A 24902-nucleotide genomic window follows, 5' to 3' on the forward strand; every position below is an offset into this window, starting at 1 on the left:
ATGAACATAAGCGACAAACTGACGGCTCCCAACCCGAACAGGAGCAAGATGCTGCCCGTTTCCAACAGAGACACGCCTTCCGCGAGATGAAACGCGTACTTCATTACGAATAAGGTGACCATGATTTGCAAGGCCAAGACCAGAATGCTGACAGTTACATTTGCCAGGATATACGTTCTGGCCGTAACCGGCGACGACAATTGCCGGTAATACGTGCGGTTTTCTTTCTCTTTCAGAATCAAGTCCGTCATATTGAAGGCGGAAAACAGCATGAACAGGAGCAGAAAGCCGATTGATTGGTAACCGGTGCTTTTTTTTGCCGACACATCGCCTAATGTCCTGGCCGTAACCTGGAATGTACCGTTCCGGTAATCATGGTACATCTGCCGGAATTTCGCGTTATCCGTTCCGGAAGCCTTACCGATCGCCGCTATGTTGGCGATATAGGCATCAAGCATCACTTTCGTGTAGCGGGTTACTTGCGCGCCCTTTACGGATACGATGCTTACACCGTCAGGATGCCCGTTGCGGACGCTTTGGCCGAACCCTTCTTTAAACACAAGCCCTACATCCAATTTTCCCGCGACAAGCTGCCGATTCAGTTCCGCATTATCCACGTTAGTAACTTTCACCGCTTGCAAGCCGCTGACATAGGCAATGGCATCCTGGGTAATGGCCGCATGGCCGTCGGCGTTGACGATTCCGATGCGCAGCGAACCGCCATGAACGTTGCCGTAGATCAGAAACGAGACGATGACGCCGACAAGCGGCAAACCGATATAGGACGCCCATTTCTTTTTGGAGCGGAATGTGTTAAACAATGTTTTACGAACAAGCCATAGCAAGTTGGACATGGTTTAAAACCCCTCCCGTCGGTTCATCGCGGATGCAGCGAGCATGATCAACAATGCGGCCAACCCGAAATTTAAACCGGCTGTTGGCAGCGCTGCGAGTACGTTGCCGTCGTATATGATTTGTGTGAGCGAACGGTTTGCCCAATAGATCGGCGACAGATTCGGCAGGAAGCTCAAGAAATCGCCGCCGACTGCCCCGACCGGAAAATATGCGCCGCCGATAAAGGCGAAAATTTGAATGAGGATCGTCAGCACGCCGCGCGAAGCTTCCCCTTTAAGGAAATAACTGATGGCAAGCCCGATGCTGACCGCCAGCGCGGTTTCGCTAAGCAGTACGAGAAAGACCGCGTCATAATGAGTACCCCAATTTGCCTGATAGACGAAGCGGCTGAACGCAACCACAATGACGACGCAAAGCAAATTCAAGACGATATTGCCCAACACTTTGCCTGTAAAAATTTTGCCGCGCGAAACCGGAGAAGCGAGCAGACGCAACGCCGTGTTGTATCTTTTCTCCCGGTTGATCAAGGTACTGGCCCCGATCGCCGCATACATTACAATCATCGTGGTCATTGCCATGGCGTAGTAATCGAGCGACCCGGGAGCCTTGCCGGCATGAAGCGTACGCTCTTGCACATAATCGCCGTGCGCCGAGGCGGCCAGGATTTCGCCTATTTTGGCGGGATCGGTTTTTGCGGCGCTCGAAGCCAGATTGTATTTGTCGGCAAAGGCGTTCAGCATCCCCTGGAGCACATTGCTTTGGATCGTATCGATACTGCTGCCGAAGTAGTCAAGGCCGTTGTCGGTTACTTCGACGTAACCGGTATATGTGTAGTCTTCCACCTTGCTTTTGCCGTCTGTCCCGGGTTTTGCTTGCACAAACTGAATATCGAAGCCTCCCGCCTCTTTAACGAACTGTTGCCAGGATGACGTTAAGCTGCTGCCCGCATCGACTGTATATAAAAGCTTGATATCACCTAGTTGAACATTGGAACTGAAAGCATTGGTGAGCGCCGTCCCCAGGATCAACATCAGTACGATCGGAAAAGCCAGCATGAAAACCAATGTGCGGAAATCGCGGAAATCGCTTTTGATTTCCTTTTTTGCAATGTTTAAGATGTGCATCATGTCGTTGTCACCTCGCTGTACTAATCGCGGAGGGTTCGGCCCGTAAGGGTCAGGAATACCGTCTCCAAATTTGGCTCTTTTTCCTGCACTGCGCGAATCTCGACGCCGGTTTTGAGCAATTCCTGGATGATCCGGTTCAAATTGTTGATTTCGGCGCGCGAGTGAATTTTGATGATATTGTCGTCCGTCTCCACCGCTTGCACGCCGGAAATTCTGCGGATAGCGCCTAATGGAATTTCCTCCGCCGTCTTTGTCTCGATCCAGATGTCTTTCGTATCGGTAATGATGGCTTTCAACTGTTCCTTGGTGCCTTCGGCAATAATTTTGCCATGATCGATAATCGCGATCCGGGTGCAGATTTCTTCTACCTCTTCCATGTAGTGGCTGGTGTAGATAATCGTGCAGCCCATTTCGTTCAGTTTGCGTACGGATGCCAGAATGAAGTTGCGGGAATGCGGGTCAATGCCGACAGTCGGTTCATCCATAATAATCAATTTCGGGTGATGGGCGATCGCGCAGGCAATGTTCAACCGCCGTTTCATCCCGCCGGAGAAGTTTTTCGGTTTATCCTTCGCTTTGTCGCTTAAGCCGACGAAGGCCAAAGCCTCGTTTGTCCGCGCGTCCAGCTTGCCGCCGCGCAGCCCGTACAACCCGGCGAAAAAACTTACGTTTTCATACGCCGTCATGTCCTCATAGATGGCGAGGTCCTGCGGAACAATCCCGAGATTCATTTTGGCGAAATGGGCGTGCCGCTCGATATTTTTGCCCAACAGGTTAATCTCTCCCTTTGTTATCCGCAACAACTGCGCGATCATGTTGATTGTTGTGCTTTTGCCCGCGCCGTTGGCGCCGAGGAATCCGAAGATCTCTCCTTCGCGAATGCTTAACGAAATGTTATCCACGGCGATGAAGTCGCCGAATTTCCGCGTTACCTGGTTCATTTCCAGCACATTCATGTTTGGTTCACTCCCGTATCACAATTCTGCAACCATTGTATAAAAAAAGGATGAGCTCACGTCAGTGCATAAGTTCATCCTTTACCTATGAGAAAATTCATATTATTGGATTGGGATTAGCGTAGTGACACGAAATCCGTGTGCGCCGTCGATGATTACGGTGCCGTTAGCGGCGGCTGTGCGCTCCTCCATACCGATAATGCCTAGTCCTTTCACCACCTTGCCGGCGCCTTTGCCGTTGTCGCAGACGGTTGCCTTGATCATTGCTTTCAGCACCGTGACGTCAACCTCGATCCGCGTGGCATCGGCGTATTTGACGGCATTGGTCATCGCTTCCAGGACATTTTCCTGAATGATTTTCCACTGCAGCGGGGTGATCGCGTCGATATTGCCGTTGTGTGTTAGCGTCGCGTCCAAACCGTGCGTACCGGTAAATTCATCGATCATCAGCCTAAGCCGGTTAATGCCGAGCTCTTCCGTCGGGGGTTTTATGCTTTTCAGTGTTAACCGGATGCTTTCAATGCCTTCCTTGGAAATCGCAATCGCATTTTGCAACAGCGCTGAGGCTTTATCGGCATCACTTGACAGCAAACGTTTCGCCGCCTCCATCTGAATCAGCGCACCGGCCATGGCATGCCCGATCTGGTCGTGGATTTGTTGGGACAGCTTGTTCCGTTCCTCAAGCCGGTATGTGTATTCCGATTGGCGGATAAACGCTTCGTTTTCATTCAAGGCGCGCGACAGCCGCTCTATCTCGCTGCGCCTCGTCTCAAGCGTCTGCTCGTACAATTCCATGCGCTTTTGAAAAAGCCGCGCCATGGCCAGCACCAGAAATGCGGAACAAGCAACGAATCCGTATTGCGGCAACAGCGCCGGATTGATGAACAATGCCGGAATCAATGCGATGATCAGCGAGAACCCGAACCTTTTTGCATAGAATGCCGCCAATTCGTATAAGTTGGGCGGAAGCAGCAAAATATAAAGCGGATGCAATCCGTAAGCGCAAAAAGCCGCGAGCAGCAGCGAAAGCAAGATGACAAGCTGCATGAAACGTGCATTATTGACGATGTAAATCGTAATATTTACGCATATGTACAGCAGGAACGCCAGCAACTCCAATGATTGCAGGCTGTCTCCCGCAGCCGCCGCATCTGTCCCGCCGGCAGCGGAAAAATAAATGGCGGCAATCACGTAAAGGAGCAATACCGATTTGTAGCCAATCGCCCATTTTTCCATATCGATCCCCTTTAAGCGCCGCCGTTTTCGCCGCTTGAAGAACCGGTCAAATAATAAATGGCGATTTGCGTCCGATGTTCCAATCCGGTCTTGTTCAGGATCGATGTGATGTAATTGGCGGTCGTGCCTTCCGAAATAAACAACCGTTTGGCAATTTCCTTGTTGGACAAGCCCTTCGCGATCAGCGCCATCACATCCAGCTCCCGCTCGGTGAAGCGGCTTTTGTCAATCGGCGGCTCCGCCGCAGGCGGAACGGCAGGCTCCCGCTCGGCTTTCAGGGTGTTCTTGATCTTGTTCAATACTTCATCCTGCATCACACTTTGGCCGTTGTAAACACTTTTGATCGCATCGCAAATACGCTCGGGATCGGTGTTTTTCAGCAGGTAGCCTTTGGCGCCGAATTTGACTGCATCGACAATGTACTCGTCGTCGTCAAACGTTGTCAGGATAAGCGGCTTGACGTTTGTTTCCGCCGTCAGCGCCCGAACCGCCTCAACTCCGTTCATGTTCGGCATCCGCACATCCAAAAGCGCCACATCGACTTCATGGCTACGGCAGAAATCCACCGCTTCCTTGCCGTCGCTTACCGTTGCAACCACATCAAAATCACTGAAGCTGCTTAGGATAATTTTCATTCCTTCACGGATAAAGGAATTGTCGTCGGCTATCATAACCCTGATTTTTTTCAAATCCGTCCCTCCATTTTCATAAAGTTATTTTACAACAGGCAAGTTTCTCTATCCAACGATAGAGGCGAAATTTTAAATTCTAACTTTGGGGTAGTCGCTAAATCGGACAGCAAGAGGTATGATAATAATAAAATTCGCGGTAACAAGTTTGGAGGAATGAATATGGATCAGCATTCGAGCACGCTTATTATCATGATTGCCCTCATTCTTTTTGCCATCTATCGGCGGGTACGCCGCAACATCGGCTGGCAGCATCTAAGATCGGGCAGTATGACAATTCGGATCGTGTTATTTTTGGTCGTGGGGCTGCTTTTTTTCATCGAAGGAGTCTTCCATCCGATCAGTTTAATCTCTGACATTGCGGGAATTGGATTGGGTGTTGTCCTGGCGCTTTACGGCGCAAAAGTAACCGATTTTGCACAGCGGGAAGGCCTCTTGTACTACCGCCCGAACGTTTGGATCGGTGCCGTTGTAACATTCATTTTTCTGGCCCGGTTTGTTTACCGCTTTTATGGTGTCTTTTCAAGCGGAATACTGGATCAGGTTCAACAAGGCAAGCAGAATCCGAATGACCTGCAAAACTTAAGTTCTGCAGCCGATTCCTGGACGGCCGGCCTTATGTTGATTATGTTTGCTTATTATGTCGTTTATTATATGATCTTGTTAAAAAAGCAAAAACAATTGCAGGCGGGACAACGCAACATGGTCTGACCCGTGAGTTGATTCAGGGCCCGACTCAATTTGTATTTTCGTTTCAGTTGGAGATGACGCGAAGATGCCGCTTGAGAAATGGGAGGATGCGATCGAACTAACAAACGGTCATGCAGAGGGGGAGGATTTTCGCGTCGTGCGCACTGGCGAAAGAAACAAAAAAACGACAATAAAGCAAGTTAACGTAAAAAATCCATCGAAAAGTTCGCAGCGTTGTATATGAAAGCTTGCTGCAGCCAATGCGCTCAGCCGATTTGGGCGGTTGGCGCGGCTATTGCACGATGGTCTGAGCCGACGCCATTTTTGCCGTTTCATTGGCTACCGCCAAAGCCGCGGCCAACGAGTTTGGCATCCTCACCCTGGGCCGCGCCTATGCGATCGCACTCCTTTGCCGCTTTCCAGATTACTTTCGCGGTGTGCAGCCCCGCATTCCCTCCCCTAATAGCGATACAAGCCAAATGTTTACCGTATCACATTCATTCCCTGTCGTGCTTATCGGCTTTTTCAGGTCTACTTAAGACCAGTTCTTAAGCTTTGATGTTTTTCCGATGCCCGGGTTGAAGCTATTGGTCGGGTCGCATTTTTTATAGTGATCAACCAGCGCCGGCGCAGCTTTATAGAGATGACCGACATTATGTTCCGCGGGATAAATTGCGCCGCGCGAATCCAACAGCTTCAGCATTTTTTCCTTCAAGGCGTGCGCGTCGACTCCTTTTTTCACGATGTAGTCCTGATGCAGCACATGACAGAGGAAATGTCCGTAGTAAAGCTTGTGCTCAATCTGGCTTAAGATTTCCTCGGGCAACTCTTCAAACCAGTCCATATCATTGCGGCGCAAGGCAATATCAAGCGCCAAAATATCATCGACTTCGTCCTGATGCACTTCCTGGTAGCGAATTGCCGCACCCGCCGCCACAAACCGATGCAAAAATGCGGCAGCTCCTTCTTTTGGCGTGCAAACGAAGAAATCGCCCTCCGCTTCTTTAAAAAATTCCGTCAGATAAGCTTCGGCCTCGGCGCTGCCCGCGCCCGACGTTTTGAGGATCAGATGGTGCTCGTACTTATCGCGGAATTCCTCCATTCTTTTGGGCAAATGGTTGGGGAACAGATAGCTTAGTTTTTGCAAGATTCGGTCGGGGAGATAAGGTTTGAATATTTTCATTTTGTCCAAAATCCGCTCCGTATTGGCCTTCAAGGCAAACAGGAAAGGCAAACGGTCAGTGCCCAGTTTATTGATGATAATGAATGAATCTTTACCGTATTTTTTGGCGATATCGTAAATATCACGGTGCATGTATTCACCGGCGACAGGGAGATGTTCGAACTCTGACAGCGCTTTTCGGCGAATCAATTCCAGCACGCGCGGAGTATTGGTTCCGATGTAGAAAACCTTTTCGTTCTGTTCTTTCGGGAACGTATCGAGCCGCACGGCGAACACGGCAACTTTGCCGGAGCAACCCGAAGATTCATAGAGCTGGTTGGGATCGGCATTGTATCTGGCCGGGGTATCGGCGTCGATGTCGCGCACGCGCATTTGATAAGTATAATTGTGCCCATGTTTAGGCGACTCCGGGACAGCGTTCGGATCGAAATTTCCAGAGTCAAGATTGGCAACAATTTGTTCAGGCGTATCGCCCAAATCGATACCGAGGTGATTCACCAGCTCAAGCTCGCCGTTTTCGTTAATGCGGGCAAACAGTGACAGTTCCGTGTAAGCAGGTCCGCGTTTGACAAGCGAGCCGCCCGAGTTGTTGCAAATCCCGCCGATAACCGACGCGCCAAGACAAGACGAGCCGATCACAGAATGCGGTTCTCGCCCCAGCGGTTTCAACGCATTCTCAAGTGAATAGAGCGTAGTGCCCGGAAAAGCCAAAACCTGTTTGCCGCCATTCAGCAAATAAAGTCCTTTCATTCTGGTTGTGGATATAATGATGACTTCGCGATCATATTCGCCAGAAGGAGTGGAGCCTTCTGTCAAACTTGTATTCGACGCTTGCATAATCATGATTTTATCGAATTTGACGGATGTTTTTAGAACTCGCCAAAGCTCTGTCAAATTTCCCGGCTTGACAACAGCCAGCGCCTCCCCGTATCCCGAGCGATAGCCTTTGCGATAACGCAAAGTTTTGGAGGGATTGGTAATGATATATTTGCGCCCTAAAATCGCTTCAAGTTCCGAGATAAATGGATTTTTCATCTTGCCGCCTCCTTGAAATTGTTCCTCTGCACAGCCCCGGAACTGTTATTGTCGGTAGAATACAACACGGCTCGCAAGTAGTCAATCCATTTTTGGATTGCGCGCGGTTATTGGCTGCCCCGCAGCTTGCCAGAGACGTCGGCGAGATTTGGCGGATGTCAACATTAACAGTCAAACATCATGATGTTATTATAACATTAGAAGTAATAAAATGAAACTGGAAGCAGCGAAATGATAGACAGGATCGTCGCTTTGCAAGGCAAGGTTTGCGGAAATGGAAAGAGGGAAACCAAAACGAAAGGGATAAGGTGGCTGTTCAAATGAAGACGGAGCTAGAATTTGCCGGGAAAACGGCGCTCATAACCGGCGGAACAAGAGGAATCGGCTTTGGGGCAGCCAGACGTCTGGCTGAGTTTCTGAAGAAGCGTCATGTTGAAACGATCCCTGCGAGAAAATTGACCATCTAAATATAATGATGATATGATATGGTATTATCATTATTTGGAGGTTTTTATAAAAATGGTCGAAAGAATGCCGGATGCAAATTTGCCAACACCGCTATATTATCAAATCAAACAAATATTTGACGAAAAAATCAAAAGCGGCGAATGGCAAACGGGACAAATCATTCCATCCGAGATCGAGTTAATTCAAAAATATAATGTCTCAAGAACGACCATCAGGGAAGGCATCAATGCCCTGGTCAAGGAAGGAAAACTGCAAAAGAAACAAGGGAAAGGCACCATTGTCTGTTCGGTCAGAATGGAGGAGCGGCTTGGCAAGCTGACCGGTTTTGCGGAAGAAATGCTGGCCAAGGGAGTTAAGCCGGGAGCCCGGCTGCTTGAGGTCAGGAGAATGATACCTGACAAATGGATTGCGGAAAAATTGTCGCTAGCGGAAGATGACAACGTGCTATATATCAAAAGAATACGGCTTGGCAATGAAGAACCGATCGCCATTGAGCACAGTTATTGGCCGATCGAGATTGGCCAGCTGTTCATGGGGAAAGATCTGGAGAAGATTGCTTTCTACGCGGAGTTGGAGCAAAACGGCGTCTTTTTAAAGGAAGCCGACGAAATTATTGCCGCGCGCAACGCCTCGCGGGAGGACGCCAAATTGCTGCTCATTAAAATGAACGATCCGTTGCTCCGTATGGAGCGCATCACCTATTCCACAAATGCGCAGCCGATTGAATTCACATGTACGGATTATCGATCGGACAGATATTTCTACCGGGTTCATCTTACACGCTGAGCGCGATGCGCTTTATTGGATTGGAGAAAGGAAAAAGACAGAGGTTGGTCGACGAAGTCTCCAGAGTATTTCCTGGAGGCTTTGTTATTTGAAAAAAGGATGTTTTCCAACCGCGGCTTTGCAGTTGTTCTATTGACCAGCATGTGACATACTAGTATGATGACTATGCCAATATTACATAAAAGGCGACCAGGACGATGTCTTATACGGAAAATGGATGAGATTGCGCAATAAACGAGAGAATGGAGGGAAATCAAGCATGCCGGAAAAAGGAAACAGGTTTGGTTTTGTCATTGCCGGATTGTTAATCGGCATTTTAATTGCCGCCATGGATAATACCATTGTTGCGACGGCAATGGGAACGATTGTCGCCGATTTGGGAGGACTTAACCAATTTGTCTGGGTAACCTCCGCATATATGATCGCCGCCATGGCCGGAATGCCGATCTTCGGCAAACTGTCGGATATGTTCGGGCGCAAACGATTTTTCATCTTTGGCCTCGTTGTTTTCATGATCGGCTCGGCGTTGTGCGGCACGGCGCAAACAATTTTGCAGCTAAGTCTCTACAGGGTTATTCAGGGTATTGGCGGCGGCGCGTTAATGCCGATCGCGTTCACCATCGTATTCGATTTGTTTCCGCCGGAAAAACGCGGCAAGATTACGGGATTATTCGGAGCGGTGTTCGGCATCTCAAATTTGTTCGGACCGTTATTGGGAGCCTATATCACCGACCATATCCATTGGACCTGGAATTTTTACATCAATCTGCCGCTAGGGATCGTCGCTTTGGTTTTTGTAGTGTTCGCTTATAAGGAATCATCTGTGCATACCAAACAAGCAATTGATTGGTGGGGAGCGGCAACTTTGGTTTTATCGGTTGTTAGCCTCATGTTTGCATTGGAATTTGGCGGACGGCAATTCGCCTGGGATTCCGCGGTCATCATCAGCCTTTTCAGCGCTTTTGCCATCTTGCTGATTGCTTTTCTCTATATCGAGACCAGGGCGTCGGAGCCGATTATTTCCTACCAAATGTTTAAAAATCGTCTATATGCCGTCAGCAATGCGGTCGGATTTTTCTATGGCGCCGCTTTTATCGCCGCTACGTACTATATACCGATTTTTGTGCAAGGGGTCATTGGCGGCTCCGCCACGAATTCGGGATTGATTCTGCTGCCGATGACGCTGGGTTCTGTAATTGGCGCCCAGATCGGCGGAATTTTGGCGAACAAATTCAGTTTCCGCAATATCATGATCGTCTCCGGAGTTTTGCTGTTTGTCGGAGTCGGCATGTTGTGCACATTATCGCCCGATTCGGCAAAATCCATGTTGGTGCTGTATATGATATTGGTTGGTTTGGGAGTGGGGCCTTCATTTTCCGTTTTAACGATGGCTGTAATCCATCATTTTGATTTTCGGCAAAGAGGCTCGGCCAATTCCACGTTTACGTTTATTCGCTCTTTGGGAATGACAATCGGCATTACCGTATTCGGCATCATTCAACGCAATATCATGACCGCCCAATTGTCTTCAGCCCTGCCCGCAAACGCGGCAAATGGGAATTTGCTGCATGATCCGCGGGAAATGTTGGATCCTGCGACGCGGGCGAAAATTCCCGGCGCCATTTTGGATAAAATCACCGATGCGCTGTCGATTTCCATATCGCATACTTTTATCTGGGGATTTCTCGCCGCCGTGCTGGCATTTTTGCTGATCATGATCATGGGCAATGACCGTATCGGAAGAAGAGAAAAAAGCGGGTCGCCCGCTTGATCGGACAATGCGCATAATTCCGACAAAATCTATTGACTATATTGGTTATGCTCTTTATAATATACCTATTAAATCCAAAGGATTTTAAACGTATAGGGGGAACCACAATGTCAAGCAAGTTCGGAATAAAACGCGTTCTTATCATGCTGCTGTCGCTGATCATCGTTTTGTCGGTCAGCGCATGCGGCAATAACAATAAAAAGCAAGCGGATCAACCGAAGGAGAAAACGCATCTTAATATCGGCTTTCTGAATGTGATGGACGATGCGCAGGTTATGCTTGCGTATGATGCGAAAATGTTTGAAAATCATGGTCTGGATGTTGATTTGCAGCAGTTCAAAAGCGGCACGGACCTGGTGAAATCGATCGTGAACGGACAGCTTGACGCAGGCGTCCTGGGCTTTACGAACGCAGTGTCTTGGGCGGCGAAAGGCAGCGGATTAAAAGTTGTCGGCGGCGCGCAAATGGGCTATCACAGCATGCTTGTGCGCGCGGACTCCGGCATCAAGAGCATTGCGGATTTGAAAGGCAAAGCGATCGCTTCGCAAAAGCAAGGCAGCACGGCGGATATCGTATTGAATGGCGTTGTCTTCAAAAATGCAGGCTTAACGCGCGACGATGTAAACATGCAGTATGTGGATCCGGCCATTTCGATTCAGTCGCTGGCCGCCGGTAAAGTTGACGCCGCGTTTGTTTTCCAACCCTATGAAGCAATTGCCACGGCGACGATGAACGCCAAAAAAATCTATGAAGTCGGCGACGTTTGGCCATTCCCTTGCATGGTTGTCATTACTTCCGAGCAAAAACTGAGTTCGGATCGCGATGCGATCAATGCGATGCTTGATGCGCAAAAAGAAGCGATCGACATGCTGACGAACGATCCGGACAAAGCCGCCTCGTATTTGGCCAAACGCTTTATTCCGGAAGGAAAATTGCAAGATGAAAACGGCAAAGAATACGATGCCGTCAAGCTTATAAGCGACGCCGCGGCAGCGCAAACGTTCAACTGGCAGATCACGCCCGACCAGGAAAAACGAATGCAGGAAGTCGCCGATATGATGCTTGATCAAGGAATTATCAAGGAGAAGCTTGATGTGAAGAGCATTCTTGATTTGACATGGCAAAACGCGCAAAAGTGACAGCGAGAGGATTTTGCATTGTGAACAAGGATAAAGCAAACAATCGGCCGAATCGCTGGCCGCTTATCTGGAAAAAGACCTGGCCGTTTGTCGCGGCGGTTGCCACGCTGTTTTCCATTTGGCAAATCGCTTCGTTGTTCCTTCCGTCGTTTATTTTGCCGGGGGTACCGGTCGGTTTGCGCCGCGTAGCGAAAAATTTTATCGATCCAAATTATTTGCAAGGTTTGGAACTGAGTTTGATTCGCTTGATTGTCGGTTATCCAATCGCCTGCTTTATCGGGGCGCTGCTCGGCTTGCTGGCGGGAATATCCCGCCGCTTTGCCGTTTATTTGCGCAGCATGATCGCCATTCTGCAGTCGATTCCGCCGATCACGTGGGTTCCTTTTCTTGTGTTGTTGATCGGGTTTGGCAATACGCCGATCATCATTGTCATCACCATCGCCAGCTTTTTCCCGATGGCTTTGTCGGTTATGAATGCGACAGAGGGCGTAAACAGGACGCATTTGGAAATCGCGCGCGTATTCGGCGCCAACAAGCGGGAAATATTGCGCAGGGTGTATCTTCCCGAGGCGCTGCCTTCCGTTGTGACCGGCGCGCAGGTTTCTTTCGGAAACGCGTGGCGTTCCTTGATCGCATCCGAAATGGTCGGCGGCGTGTCCAGCGGCCTCGGTTTTACGATCAGCTACGCCGGGGATGTCGCGGATATGCCGCAAGTTCTTGCCAGCATCGTCATTATCGGCGGCATTGCGATGCTCTTGGACCATATCGTTTTGGAAAAGATCAAACGGAAAATTCTGCATTGGCGTTACATCGGGGGAGGCGAACAGTAAATGCAGACACTGAAATTGGAGCATGTCAGCAAAAAATTCGGCGAACTGGAAGTGCTGCATGATATTAATCTGACTGTGCCCGCCGGGCAGTTTGCCGCGTTGGTGGGACCTTCCGGGTGCGGCAAAAGCACGGTAATCCGCATGCTTGCCGGCCTGGAAACGGCAACCACGGGGCAAGTGCTTGCCGACGGCGTGCGGATTGACAGCCCGAACCCGCGGCGGATTTTGATTTTTCAGGAACACGCGCTGTACCCATGGCTCACGGTCGAACGAAATGTCGGATTTGGACTTGAATTGGCCAATGTCGCGGAGAACGAGCGCGAGCGCAAAATTGGCGAAGTACTGGAGAAAGTAGGACTTTCCGGTTTTGAGCATTACTATCCGTCGCAAATTTCCGGGGGGATGAAGCAGCGCGCTTCCATCGCCCGCGCCCTCGTGATGGACCCCGATGTGCTGCTATTGGACGAACCTTACGGCGCTTTGGACGCAATAACCCGCATTACGATGCAAAATGAGCTGATCCGCTTGTGGCGAGGCAGCGGCAAAACGGTTGTGCTGATTACTCATGATATTGACGAGGCTGTTTATCTGGCCGATACAATTTACGTCATGAGTCCGCGTCCCGGCCGCATCATCAAGACGCTTACGGTTGAAGAACCGCGCCCGCGCAATCGCAACAGCATGGAATTTGTCAATATTCGCAAAGAAATCATGGATGGCCTGGATATTGGCACATACTCCGTGTAGCGGGCCATCCGCCAATCCGCTTTACTGGAAAAACGCCTTTCGATCTGCAGACCGCCAAGCAGAGCGGTTGGCGGCGCGCTTTTTGCCGGGTTTGCCCTGACAAGCCGGGCGAGTTGTCCGGCTTTGCCTGTTCCAAAGCCGATTTTTTGAATTTACTCGGCTTTGGGGCGGATCAACCCTCGCAATCTTCCGGCGCAATCTCCCTCCATGAATGTGCACCACAAATCTTCCGCATCGTGTTCATCTTCATTATTCTCACCTGACACCCGCAAATCAAATTATCCTCCAGGCAGGTTTATTGGCGACAAATTCAATTGAATAATTGACAAACGAATGGTTTGATGCTAGTTTAGTTTTAGGTTAAGCGCTTATTCTTTCCTGATCTAATTATCAAAGGAGAGTTGCGTATGGTGAATGAATTGAGCAGATTTGCAAAACCAGTTTTGTTGAGTGTTTTTTGCCTTTTCATTATTTTGTCTTATTTTTCTTTTTCGCCAAAAACCGTACAGGCTGCGACAGATGCCGAATTGGCAGCTTATTGGGCCCCCGATTTTTATCAGGATGTCAACGACACATACGGTTATCGGGCCGATTTCATCACGAACTTCGATTATGATGGGGATTGGAGGGGCAACAACAACTGGGATAACCTTGATAGTTATGCGCTTCATTCGTATATTTATTATTCTGTTGTAGAGACTGAGACCCACTATTTCATCGTTTATACTGATTACCATGCCCGTGACGACGGACCTTTGTCAGTGGATAAACACGAGAACGATATGGAAGGCTGTATGGTTGTAGTCCGCAAGGATGGCAGCGCTTACGGTTCCTTTCAATTGTTGGAGACCCTGTCACACAACGAATATTATCAATACACCAATGATCCGTCGATCTCATCGGGTTCGGACAATGTTGACGGCGGAGTGCTGATGAGGGGAACCCATCCAAAAGTATTTATTCAGGCCAACGGCCTTAGTCCCACCGGCGGACACGGAAATCTGGGCTATGATGGCAGCAGCGCGCCAGGCGGAGATGGCATCGTGTATCAGTATGGAGGTGTCGCCGATGTGGTCACAGACGCCACCGGGGATTATACCCACGTTTACCGATATGATCTGAAATCGATCGATGAGTTTTGGAACCGCAGAAACGATATCGGCGATGGCCATACTTTTGGGGCATGGGGTGCGCTGGACGGCGACAATTATGAAGCTGATTCAGCCAAACTTCCTTGGGCATGGGACGATTCAACCGACGGACCAACGTTTAAAGGAGATTTTGGCGCCGATCCTGCACATTTGGTCGATACACATTTGAATGGACTGGGAAATTTCTCGCATGTTTATGTAAAAAACTCTTATTATACACACCGATTGCAAATTTCTTCCGTGGCAAGTCTGAACGACCGCGATCCGTTTGGAAACGGCAGCGATATTTTCGTCAAGTTCCGGGCAAACGGCTCATTTGTTAGTGACGACAGACTGTGGAAGAAAAATGACGCGGCAGAAAATGTGGTATACAACGTATCCTGGGGTTCCGCCGATGCCACTTTCGGAGGGCAGTACAGTTCATTGTATAATGATCGATATGTCGCCGAGCCGCCAAACTCTCCCATGAATATCGAAATATACGACTCTGACAGCACCAGCGGGGATGAGCTCATGGGGACGTTCAACTCCGCGCCCGCTGTAGGCGACACGGTTACCTGGACGAACGCGGTGAATGGCGATGCACAAATCACTGCGACGATTCAGGCTGTACGCTAGGCCGGAAATAAAAATCATAAACGAAAACCAGTTGAGATTGTTTTAATAAAGTATTGTTTTTATGGGTAGAACAAAGTAAAATTGGGATAAGCGCTTAACCTGCATTTAATTTTTATTCATTGCCGGAGGTAATTATGGAGAAAATTCGGTTGACGATGGCTCAGGCACTTCTGAAATTTTTGGACCAACAATATGTCTCGATCGATGGTGTCGAGATTAAATTCGTTAAAGGAATAATGGGCATATTCGGACACGGCAATGTGACGGGAATTGGCGAAGCGCTGGAACGCGGCGGAAGCAATTTGGTATTTATACAAGGCAAAAATGAGCAAGGCATGGTGCATGCCGCAACCGCTTTCGCCAAACAAAATAACCGCACGCAAATTTTTGCCTGCACATCGTCCATAGGTCCCGGAGCTCTTAATATGGTAACCGCTGCCGCAACGGCAACCGTGAATCGAATTCCGGTATTAATTCTCCCCGGAGATATTTTCGCAACCAGACAACCGGACCCGGTGCTGCAGCAAATGGAAATTGGCAGCGATTATACGGTGTCGGCAAATGACGCCTTTAAAGCGGTAAGCAAATATTGGGACCGTATTTCGCGTCCAGAACAATTAATGACAGCGGCATTGCAAGCGATGCGGGTGCTAACGGACCCCGCGGAAATGGGCGCCGTCACTTTAGCTTTGCCACAGGATGTCCAAGCGGAAGCGTATGATTATCCGGCGGATTTTTTCGCCAAGCGTATCCATTATATGGATCGCCGCTCTCCATCCCCTGATGCAATTAAAAGGGCGGCAGCATTATTTGCCGGCAAAAAAAGGCCGCTCATTATCTCCGGTGGCGGCGTGCATTACTCTTCAGCAACAGGCGAGTTGGCAAAATTCGCGGAAGCGTTTCATATACCGGTTGCCGAAACGCAAGCGGGCAAAAGCTCATTGCCCTGGAACCATCCGTTAAATGTCGGCGGCATTGGCGTAACGGGAACGCTCCCGGCAAATAAGCTCGCAAGAGATGCTGATTTGATTATTGGCGTCGGTACGCGCTATTCGGACTTTACAACCTCTTCCAAGTCGGCATTTGCAAATCCGCATGTACAGTTCGTCAACTTGAACATTAACAGCCTGGACTCGGAAAAAATGGAGGGCGCGGCCATTATCGCCGATGCCAAAACTGGATTGAACGCTTTGCGGGAAGCATTGTTGGCGGCCCGTTACCATAGCGGCTATGCCGAAAATGAAATAGCCGACCTCAAAAAAGAGTGGGATCAAGAGGTCGACCGTCTATATGAATGGGATTGTCCGGAAGGGCTGGCCCAAACCCGCGCAGTCGGCGTTATCAATCAAACCATTGACCCCGCCGCTGTGATCGTAAATGCGGCTGGAAGCCTTCCCGGCGATTTGCACAGGTTATGGAGGGCGCAGGCGCCAAAAACATATCATATGGAGTACGGTTTTTCGTGCATGGGTTACGAAGTGAGCGGGGCATTTGGCATTACGTATGCGGAGCCTGAGCGGGAAATATATGCATTTGTCGGAGATGGAAGCTACTTGATGCTGCATTCCGAATTGCTGACAAGCTTGCAAGAAGGCAGAAAAATCACTGTTTTGCTTTTTAATAACCACGGCTATCAATGTATTCATAACTTGCAAAAAGAACATGGCAGCGATGGGTTCGGCAACGAATTTCGCTTCCGGGATGCGGCAACGGGGCACCTATCCGGGGAGTATCTGCCGATTGATTTTGCCGCGCACGCCCAAAGCCTTGGAGCGAAGGCATACAAGGCCCGCACGGCTGAGGAACTGCGCGACGCCATCATGAAAGCGAAAGCGGAAAAAATCACCACTTTGATCGAGATCGCGGTTGTGCCCGGCACGAATACGGCCGGCTATGAATCGTGGTGGCGCGTAGGCGTTCCGGAAGTTTCCGCAAGCGAAAAAGTATTGGCGGCGCACGATGCAATGCAGCGGCAGATGCAAGCGGCAAAATCATATTAAAGGCTTGATAGGAGGGACATAAACAAGATGAAATTGCCGTTTAAGCTTGGCGCGCATCCGATTAACTGGGTTGGCGAAGATGTGAAAGAACACGGTTCCGATACGCCTTTTGCAAAGATTGTGGATGATATGCAGGCGTTAGGGTTGGCAGGCACTGAAATGGGGCGCAAATTCCCGACTGATATTGACGTGCTGAAACGGGAATTGGCAAAACGCGGCTTAAAGCTTGTTTCCCAATGGAAATCGGTATTGCTTTCCGATCCCGCGTTTCGGGAAAAAGAGTTGCAGGCATACCGGAAACATGCGGAATTTTTGCAAAAGATGGGCGCGGAAGTCATCAGCACTTGCGAAATCGGCGGTTCGTTGCATTTTGATCCGCGCCGAACCCCGCATGAAAAGGAAGTAATCAGACTGGACGATGCGGGATGGAAATGCTTGGCGGAAGGCCTTAACGCCGCCGGCGCGATTGCTAAAGAGTACGGGCTTAAATTAACCTATCATCACCACGGCGGGACCGTTGTCGAGCGACCGGAAGAGATTGACCGCTTAATGGAATTAACTGATCCCAACCTCGTATACCTGCTTTTTGATACCGGTCATGCTTATTACGGCGGAGCGGACCCATACACAATACTTGAGAAATATTATGATCGCATCGCATATATCCATCTAAAGGATATCCGCAAGTCAGTATTGGAAAGAGCACGCGCCCGGCATGCCGATTTTATCACCTGCATCCGCGACGGCGTTTTCACCGTACCGGGCGATGGTGATCTTGATTTTGCCCCGATCATAAGCGAGCTTGTGCGGAGAGGGTATAATGGTTGGGCAATGCTGGAGGGCGAACAAGACCCCGCGCTTCATCCGCCATTCCGATATGCAAAACGGGCTATACAGTATCTCGAAGAAATTTCAACCAAGGAAGGTGAATAAATCCGTGGCTTCCTATATTACTTTTCCGACCGGAAAGGCTTTGGATTTTACCGCTATCGGCAGATTATGCATTGACTTAAACGCGAACGAAATCAACCGCCCGATGGAAGAAACGACAACTTTTACGAAATATGTTGGCGGATCGCCGGCAAACATCACAATTGGCATGTCCCGTTTCGGGATGAAAACGGCTTTTATCGGCAAAATCGCGGATGATCAAATGGGGCGTTTTATCAAACGCTATTTGGAAAAGAACGGGATTATAACCGAAAACGTCATAACGGACCGAACCGGCGCGGTAACAGGCCTGGCCTTCACGGAAATCAAAAGCCCCTCGGACTGCAGCATTCTGATGTATCGCGACAATGTTGCCGATTTGAAACTACAGCCTGGCGAAGTAAGTGAAGATCTGATCGCGAAATCGAAAGTCCTGCTTGTTTCCGGTACGGCGCTCGCGCAAAGCCCGTCGCGCGAGGCGGTGTTTTTGGCGCTTCATTATGCCAGGAAACACGGCGCCGTAATCGTTTTAGATCTGGACTACCGCCCGTATACCTGGACATCTTCGGAAGAAACGGCTGTTTACTATAATTTGGCCGCGGAAAAATGCGATATATTGCTTGGCACGCGTGAAGAATTTGACATGATGGAGAAGTTTGAGCAAAACCCTGATAGCGACGACCACATAACGGCAGGCAAGTGGTTTCAATATTCCGCCAAAATTGTTGTGATCAAACACGGCAAAGAGGGCTCCATTGCCTACACCAGCGATGGGGTCGGGCACCGGGCCAAAAGCTTTCCGGCAAAAGTCGTCAAAACGTTCGGCGCCGGCGATTCGTACGCGGCGGGGTTTTTATACGGCTTGATGCAAGGATGGCCGGTAGAGCGCAGCATGGAATTTGGCAGCGCGGCGGCGTGCATCGTCATTTCCAGCCATAGCTGTTCCGATGCGATGCCAACCGCCGCTTTGGTGAACGACTATATCGAACGCTGCAACCGCGGCGAAATTACAGTTTGAAAGGGGATTTAACACGATGGCACAAATTTTGCAAAACTGGATTGGCGGAGTGTGGACAAACTCCCGCTCTGCCCAAAACGAGCCGGTATATGATCCGGCTACGGAAGAAGTGCTCGCATATGTGCCTTTTTCCACGAAAGAAGATGTGGATGCAGCTGTGGAAAGCGCGAGGAATGCTTTTCAGACCTGGAGCCGCACGCCGGTACCGCGTCGGGCCCGCATTTTGTTCAGGTACCAGCAATTGCTCGTCGAACATTGGGATGAGCTTGCCAAGATGGTCACGAAAGAAAACGGAAAAAACTATAAGGAAGCATACGGTGAAGTGCTGCGCGGCATAGAATGCGTAGAATTCGCGGCCGGCGCGCCGACCTTGATGATGGGCAAACAGCTTCCGGATATCGCCACAAATCTGGAATCGGGCATGTACCGCTACCCTGTAGGCGTCGTTGGCGGAATCACACCGTTTAATTTTCCCATGATGGTGCCATGCTGGATGTTTCCGCTGGCCATTGCTTGTGGAAACACGTTTGTGCTGAAACCGTCGGAACGGACTCCGCTTTTGGCAAACCGTCTGGCCGAATTGTTCCATGAAGCGGGCTTGCCTGCCGGCGTGCTCAATATCGTGCACGGTGCACACGATGTCGTAAACCGGATATTGGAACATCCCGGGATTACGGCCGTATCGTTTGTCGGGTCGCAGCCGGTTGCGGAATATGTGTATAAAACCGCGTCCGCACATGGAAAACGCGTGCAGGCGCTGGCCGGAGCGAAGAACCATACGATTGTAATGCCGGATGCCGATCTTGATCTGGCGGCAAGGGAAATTATCAACGCGGCTTTCGGTTCTGCCGGCGAACGTTGCATGGCTTGTTCGGTCGTCGTCGCCGTGGGTGAAATCGGCGACGCGCTGGTGCAGAAATTGCATGCGGCTGCGGATCGGATTACGATCGGGCATGGGTTGGAAGAAGGCAACTTTCTTGGTCCGGTAATCCGCAGTTCGCAAAAAGAACGGGCCTTTAAATATATTGAAATCGGCGAAAAAGAAGGCGCGTTTCTGTTGCGCGACGGGCGCAAAGACGCGGCGACCAGCGAAAAAGGATATTTTGTCGGGCCCACGCTGTTCGATCAAGTCCAATGTGGCATGAAAATCTGGGAAGACGAGATTTTTGCTCCCGTCCTGTCAATCGTGCGCGTCAACACGCTTGATGAGGCGATTGAAGTTGCCAATCGCTCGGAATTCGCGAATGGCGCTTGCCTGTTTACAAAAAGCGGCGCGCCTATGCGACAGTTTCGCGAAACGATTGACGCCGGCATGCTCGGGATCAATCTGGGCGTACCTGCGCCGATGTCGTTTTTCCCGTTCTCGGGTTGGAAAAAATCGTTTTACGGAGACTTGCACGTGAATGGCGCGGACGGTGTGGAGTTTTACACCCGCAAAAAAATGGTAACCGTCCGTTGGTGATGGCAACACGGCAAATGGAAGGAGGATGACTGCATGGCACTTGTTTCAATGGAAGATATGCTTAAAAAAGCTCTCGAAGGCGGTTACGCCGTAGGACAGTTTAATTTGAACAATCTGGAGTTTACCCAAGCGATTCTGCAAGCGGCTGAAGCGGAGCAAGCGCCCGTCATTCTTGGTGTCAGCGAACCATATATTCCTTATATGGGAGGGCTTAAAAATATCGCGGGAATGGTGAAAGCGCTGATCGAATACGAAAATATCACAGTTCCCGTCGCCTTGCATTTGGACCATGGCACGTCATATGAAGTGTGCCTGCGCGCGTTGTTTGCCGGCTTCACTTCCGTTATGATTGACGCTTCCCGTCTTTCTTTGGATGACAATATTGCGTTAACCGCGAAAATAACGGCAGCCGCCCATGTGCTGGGCGCTACGGTCGAGGCTGAGCTTGGGCGCATAACCGGCCGGGAGGACGACATTGTGGTCGATGAAGTGGAGGCTATGTATGCCGATCCCGAAGAGTGCGTCCGCCTTGTCAGAGAGACCGGAATCGATTGTCTGGCTCCGGCGCTCGGATCCGTCCATGGCCCGTATCGCGGGCAGCCAAAGCTTGGTTTTGAGCGGATGGGCCAAATTCAGCGTATGACCAAATTGCCGCTTGTGCTGCATGGGGGAAGCGGTCTGCCGGAAGAAGAAATCCTCACGGCGATTTCGCTCGGGACGGCAAAAATTAATGTCAATACGGATAATCAAATGGCTTTTACAGCCGCCATCAGAACCCATTTGGAGGAGAATTCCGCAGCATACGATCCGCGGGATTACTTGAAACCGGCGAAAGAAGCAATCAAACATTCGGTCAGATTAAAAATCCGGCTATTCGGTAGCGTTGGAAAAGCGGAGGGGAACTAACCATGGAGAAAATCAAAGTCGGTTTTATTGGCGCAGGCAGAATCGGCAAAATTCACATTGAGAATTTATTGCGGCTGCCGCAGGTTGAAATTGCGGCAATCAGCGACTTGTATGCAAACGCGGAACTTGCGGCATGGGCGTCGGCAAAAGGCATCGGAAATGTTACCCAAAATAGCGATGATGTGATTCGGAATCCGGATATCAACGCGGTATTTATTTGTTCTTCAACCAATACGCATGTCCCTTTGATCAAGCAGGCCGCACAAGCGGGAAAACATATTTTTTGCGAAAAACCGGTCAGCATGGATATATTGCAAACGGAGGAAGCGATTGAAGCGGTTCGCCAGGCGGGGATTGGGTTGCAAATTGGCTTTAACCGCCGTTTCGATCACAATTTTAAGCGTGTCCGCGACCATGTGCGGGAAGGGACAATCGGCGATCCGCATATCATCAAAATAACTTCGCGCGATCCCAATCCGCCGCATGAGGACTATATCAAAGTTTCCGGCGGCATCTTCATGGACATGATGATTCACGATTTTGACATGGCACGCTATCTGTGCGGCAGTGAAGTTGAGGAAGTATATGCGCAAGGCAATATTCTCGTGGATCAGGTATTTGCCAAATACGGCGATGTGGACACGGCAATTGTCAATATGCGTTTTCAAAACGGCGCGTTGGGAGTTATCGACAACAGCCGGAAAGCTGTCTACGGCTATGACCAACGTGTGGAAGTCTTTGGCTCGAAGGGGTCTGTTCAGATCGCCAACGATCATCCGAATACGGCGGTAATCAGTTCAGCCGACGGAATTGTTTCGGAAAAACCGCTTCATTTCTTTTTGGAACGGTATCGGGAAGCCTATGTTGAGGAAACCAGACTTTTTATCGATAGCCTGTTGCACGGAAGACCGCTGCCGGTTACCGGAGATGACGCATTGCAGGCAGAGCGGATTGCGCTGGCGGCAAAGCTGTCCTACCGCCTGAACCGTCCTGTGAAAATCAAGGAAATTTATGAACTAAATAAATCATGAGAGGTGTAGAGACTTGCCTAATTTAATTGTTGCACCGGAACAAAACCCGGATAAAAGCGGGCAACTGCTTTCGATTACTCCGGAATCCGCCGGTTGGAAATACGTGGGCTTCGAGGTTGTTAGACTTGCTGCAGGCCAAACATTGCGCCGGGACACTGGCGAACGGGAAGTATGTCTCGTGTTGCTTGGCGGCAAAGCGAATATCGCTTCAAAATTTGCTTCATGGTCCGGCATTGGGAACAGGATGAGCGTATTTGCAAAAACGCCGCCGTATTCGGTTTATGTACCGAATGGCGATTTTTACAATATCCAGGCGCTCACCGATTTGGAAGTGGCAATTTGTTCTGCACCCGGATATGGAAACCATCAGGCGCGTTTAATTCCACCGGATCATGTCGACGTTGAAACAAGGGGATATGGCAGTATCGAACGGCAAATTCATCATATTTTGCCGGAGACGAAGCCTGCAGACAGTCTGCTTGTAGTTGAGGTTTTCACCCCGAATGGGCATTGGTCCAGCTATCCGCCGCACAAACATGACCGCGATGCGCTGCCGGACGAGTCTTTTTTGGAAGAAACATATTACTACCGGATACAACCTGAACATGGTTTTGCGCTGCAACGCGTTTATACCGATGACCGAACGTTGAATGAAACGCTTGTCGTGAAAAACGGCGAAGCCGTTTTGGTTCCGCGCGGTTATCATCCGGTGTCCGCTCCGCCCGGATACGATGTTTATTATCTGAATGTGATGGCGGGTCCGGTGCGCACCTGGAAATTTCACAATGACGCCGACCATGAATGGATTTTGGCAAAGCCTGATACCGATACCAACTGATCATGTTATTGCAGGAGATATTGAAATTAAGCATAATGAAAAGCAGCGGATGATAAACGTTCATCCACTCTTGCGTTATTCGATTTTATTCATTATCGGAGGTCTATTCGTGAAAGCTACCATTTATGATGTCGCAAAAGAAGCCGGGGTTTCGATTGCAACCGTGTCAAATGCGATAAATGGCAAAGGCAAAATCAGCAAAAAAAGGCGCGAACAGATCTTTAAAATTATGGAGCGGCTGCAATACCAACCCAGTATGATTGCGTCCGCTTTAACCGGCAAGAAAACTTTTTCCCTGGGGTTGCTGATACCGGATATATCAAACCCGTTTTTTGCGGAGATTGCGCGAGCGATCGAAGACCAGGCTCACCACTCAGGTTACAGCGTCATCATCTGCAGCACCGACAATGAAGAAGAACGGGTCGAACGCTATATCTCGTTATTGTTGCAAAAAAGCGTCGATTGTATCATTATCGGAACCGGTATCGAGAATATCGATACGCTTATCCAACTCCAGAACAAATCGATACCCATTGCCATGATCGCCCGCGAAGTCTCTTCGCTTTCCGTCCACACAGTGGTAACGGACGATTTTGTCGGGGGAACACTGGCGGCGCAACATTTTCTCACACACGGGCATCGCAACTTGGCGGTTTTATCGGAAAATTTAAAAGTTAGCAGCAGCCGCGAACGGATAAGAGGGTTTAAAACAGCGCTTTTGGAAGGCGGAGTGGCATTCGATGATTCCTGTGTTGTCGAATGTGACCATAAAATCGAAGACGGTAGACGAGGCATGCTGGAACTTCTAAGCAATAAGAAACATCCGACGGCCGTATTCTGCTGTAACGACTTATTGGCGATAGGAGCGCTGCAAGCGATCAAGGAAAAGGGGTTGCGTGTGCCGGAAGATATATCCATCATCGGATTTGACAATACCATACTCGCATCGGTTACCGATCCGCCGTTAACTACGGTAGCCCAACCAATGGAACATATGGCGAAACTGGCTTTCAATTTGCTGATTCAGGATTTGGAAAATACCGAGTCCATCAAGCAGCGTATCGTTTTGCGGCCGGAGTTGATTGTACGGCAATCGACTTCGGCATATAAGGGATGAGCTCATTACAATACCAGTCAAGCAGGGCATCAACCAGCCGGTGAAATCCCGGTCCGCGGCAATGACCATGCTGCCCCGTAGCCGACAGACAAATAACGACGGGATCCGGCGGCTGATGCCCTGCAAAAAGCATATGAGTAAGCAAATGGGGGATCGCCTTCCCGCTCAACGCCAACATGTTGGCTCCCCCTGTGTATCTCGAGCGCCCCCCCTGAACAATTCTCCCTGCCCTGCACAGCGCAAGCGTTCCCCTGCCCAATCCTCCCCGCCCTGCGCTAACGGATGAATCGCTTTCCTGCACAACCCACCCGCACACCGC

Annotated in this window: 22 protein-coding genes; 16 read left to right on the forward strand and 6 right to left on the reverse strand. The window is 49.9% G+C overall.

Annotated elements, in window-relative coordinates; translation table 11 throughout:
- From VF260_05685 to VF260_05705, 5 genes are all read right to left on the reverse strand, one after another.
- The coding region (locus VF260_05685) for an ABC transporter permease (GenBank protein HEX7056673.1) at positions 1-854 on the reverse strand (854 nt) is incomplete at its 3' end.
- Between the two features lie 3 nt (positions 855-857).
- Positions 858-1982, reverse strand: coding sequence for an ABC transporter permease (locus tag VF260_05690; protein ID HEX7056674.1), 1125 nt, complete (start codon positions 1980-1982; stop codon positions 858-860).
- Between the two features lie 20 nt (positions 1983-2002).
- Positions 2003-2938: an ABC transporter ATP-binding protein gene (locus tag VF260_05695; protein HEX7056675.1), complete on the reverse strand. Its 936-nt coding sequence runs from the start codon at positions 2936-2938 to the stop codon at positions 2003-2005.
- A 102-nt stretch (positions 2939-3040) separates the two neighbouring features.
- A complete protein-coding gene (locus VF260_05700) occupies positions 3041-4174 on the reverse strand; it encodes a histidine kinase (protein ID HEX7056676.1) in 1134 nt (377 codons plus the stop codon).
- An 11-nt stretch (positions 4175-4185) separates the two neighbouring features.
- Positions 4186-4845, reverse strand: a complete 660-nt coding sequence (locus VF260_05705; protein ID HEX7056677.1) for a response regulator transcription factor — start codon at positions 4843-4845, stop codon at positions 4186-4188.
- Positions 4846-5025: 180 nt separating this feature from the next.
- Between VF260_05705 and VF260_05710 the strand changes: the two genes are divergently transcribed.
- On the forward strand, positions 5026-5574 hold the full coding sequence (locus VF260_05710; GenBank protein HEX7056678.1) for a hypothetical protein: 549 nt from the start codon (positions 5026-5028) through the stop codon (positions 5572-5574).
- Between the two features lie 514 nt (positions 5575-6088).
- Here VF260_05710 and dld read toward each other — a convergent pair.
- Positions 6089-7771, reverse strand: coding sequence for a D-lactate dehydrogenase (gene dld, locus VF260_05715; protein HEX7056679.1), 1683 nt, complete (start codon positions 7769-7771; stop codon positions 6089-6091).
- A 320-nt stretch (positions 7772-8091) separates the two neighbouring features.
- Between dld and VF260_05720 the strand changes: the two genes are divergently transcribed.
- The 15 genes from VF260_05720 (at position 8092) to VF260_05790 (ending at position 24583) form a co-directional block, all read left to right on the forward strand.
- A complete protein-coding gene (locus VF260_05720) occupies positions 8092-8238 on the forward strand; it encodes a hypothetical protein (protein ID HEX7056680.1) in 147 nt (48 codons plus the stop codon).
- Positions 8239-8290: 52 nt separating this feature from the next.
- Positions 8291-9025 carry a GntR family transcriptional regulator gene (locus tag VF260_05725; GenBank protein ID HEX7056681.1) on the forward strand — a complete coding sequence of 245 codons (735 nt, stop codon included), beginning with the start codon at positions 8291-8293 and terminating at the stop codon, positions 9023-9025.
- A 259-nt stretch (positions 9026-9284) separates the two neighbouring features.
- Positions 9285-10796 carry an MDR family MFS transporter gene (locus VF260_05730; GenBank protein HEX7056682.1) on the forward strand — a complete coding sequence of 504 codons (1512 nt, stop codon included), beginning with the start codon at positions 9285-9287 and terminating at the stop codon, positions 10794-10796.
- Between the two features lie 107 nt (positions 10797-10903).
- Positions 10904-11935: an ABC transporter substrate-binding protein gene (locus tag VF260_05735; protein HEX7056683.1), complete on the forward strand. Its 1032-nt coding sequence runs from the start codon at positions 10904-10906 to the stop codon at positions 11933-11935.
- Positions 11936-11955: 20 nt separating this feature from the next.
- Positions 11956-12765 (forward strand): ABC transporter permease, encoded by an 810-nt coding sequence (locus tag VF260_05740; protein HEX7056684.1) that lies wholly within the window; start codon positions 11956-11958, stop codon positions 12763-12765.
- A complete protein-coding gene (locus VF260_05745) occupies positions 12766-13512 on the forward strand; it encodes an ABC transporter ATP-binding protein (GenBank protein ID HEX7056685.1) in 747 nt (248 codons plus the stop codon).
- Between the two features lie 407 nt (positions 13513-13919).
- Entirely contained in the window at positions 13920-15281 is a 1362-nt protein-coding gene (locus VF260_05750; protein ID HEX7056686.1) for a hypothetical protein, read from the forward strand.
- A gap of 134 nt (positions 15282-15415) precedes the next feature.
- Positions 15416-17281 (forward strand): 3D-(3,5/4)-trihydroxycyclohexane-1,2-dione acylhydrolase (decyclizing), encoded by a 1866-nt coding sequence (gene iolD, locus VF260_05755; protein ID HEX7056687.1) that lies wholly within the window; start codon positions 15416-15418, stop codon positions 17279-17281.
- Between the two features lie 27 nt (positions 17282-17308).
- Positions 17309-18214 (forward strand): myo-inosose-2 dehydratase, encoded by a 906-nt coding sequence (gene iolE / locus VF260_05760; protein ID HEX7056688.1) that lies wholly within the window; start codon positions 17309-17311, stop codon positions 18212-18214.
- Positions 18207-19229 (forward strand): 5-dehydro-2-deoxygluconokinase, encoded by a 1023-nt coding sequence (gene iolC, locus VF260_05765; protein ID HEX7056689.1) that lies wholly within the window; start codon positions 18207-18209, stop codon positions 19227-19229. The genes iolE and iolC overlap by 8 nt, the downstream gene beginning before the upstream one ends.
- Positions 19230-19245: 16 nt before the next feature.
- Entirely contained in the window at positions 19246-20691 is a 1446-nt protein-coding gene (locus VF260_05770; protein HEX7056690.1) for a CoA-acylating methylmalonate-semialdehyde dehydrogenase, read from the forward strand.
- A gap of 33 nt (positions 20692-20724) precedes the next feature.
- Positions 20725-21597: a class II fructose-1,6-bisphosphate aldolase gene (gene fba, locus VF260_05775; GenBank protein HEX7056691.1), complete on the forward strand. Its 873-nt coding sequence runs from the start codon at positions 20725-20727 to the stop codon at positions 21595-21597.
- A gap of 2 nt (positions 21598-21599) precedes the next feature.
- Complete coding sequence (gene iolG, locus VF260_05780; GenBank protein ID HEX7056692.1) at positions 21600-22628, forward strand: inositol 2-dehydrogenase; 1029 nt, start codon at positions 21600-21602, stop codon at positions 22626-22628.
- A 13-nt stretch (positions 22629-22641) separates the two neighbouring features.
- Entirely contained in the window at positions 22642-23466 is an 825-nt protein-coding gene (gene iolB / locus VF260_05785) for a 5-deoxy-glucuronate isomerase (GenBank protein HEX7056693.1), read from the forward strand.
- A 109-nt stretch (positions 23467-23575) separates the two neighbouring features.
- Positions 23576-24583, forward strand: coding sequence for a LacI family DNA-binding transcriptional regulator (locus tag VF260_05790; protein ID HEX7056694.1), 1008 nt, complete (start codon positions 23576-23578; stop codon positions 24581-24583).
- Positions 24584-24902 lie beyond the last annotated feature (319 nt).

The organism is Bacilli bacterium, assembly GCA_036381315.1.
Classification (GTDB): Bacteria; Bacillota; Bacilli; order Paenibacillales; family KCTC-25726; genus DASVDB01.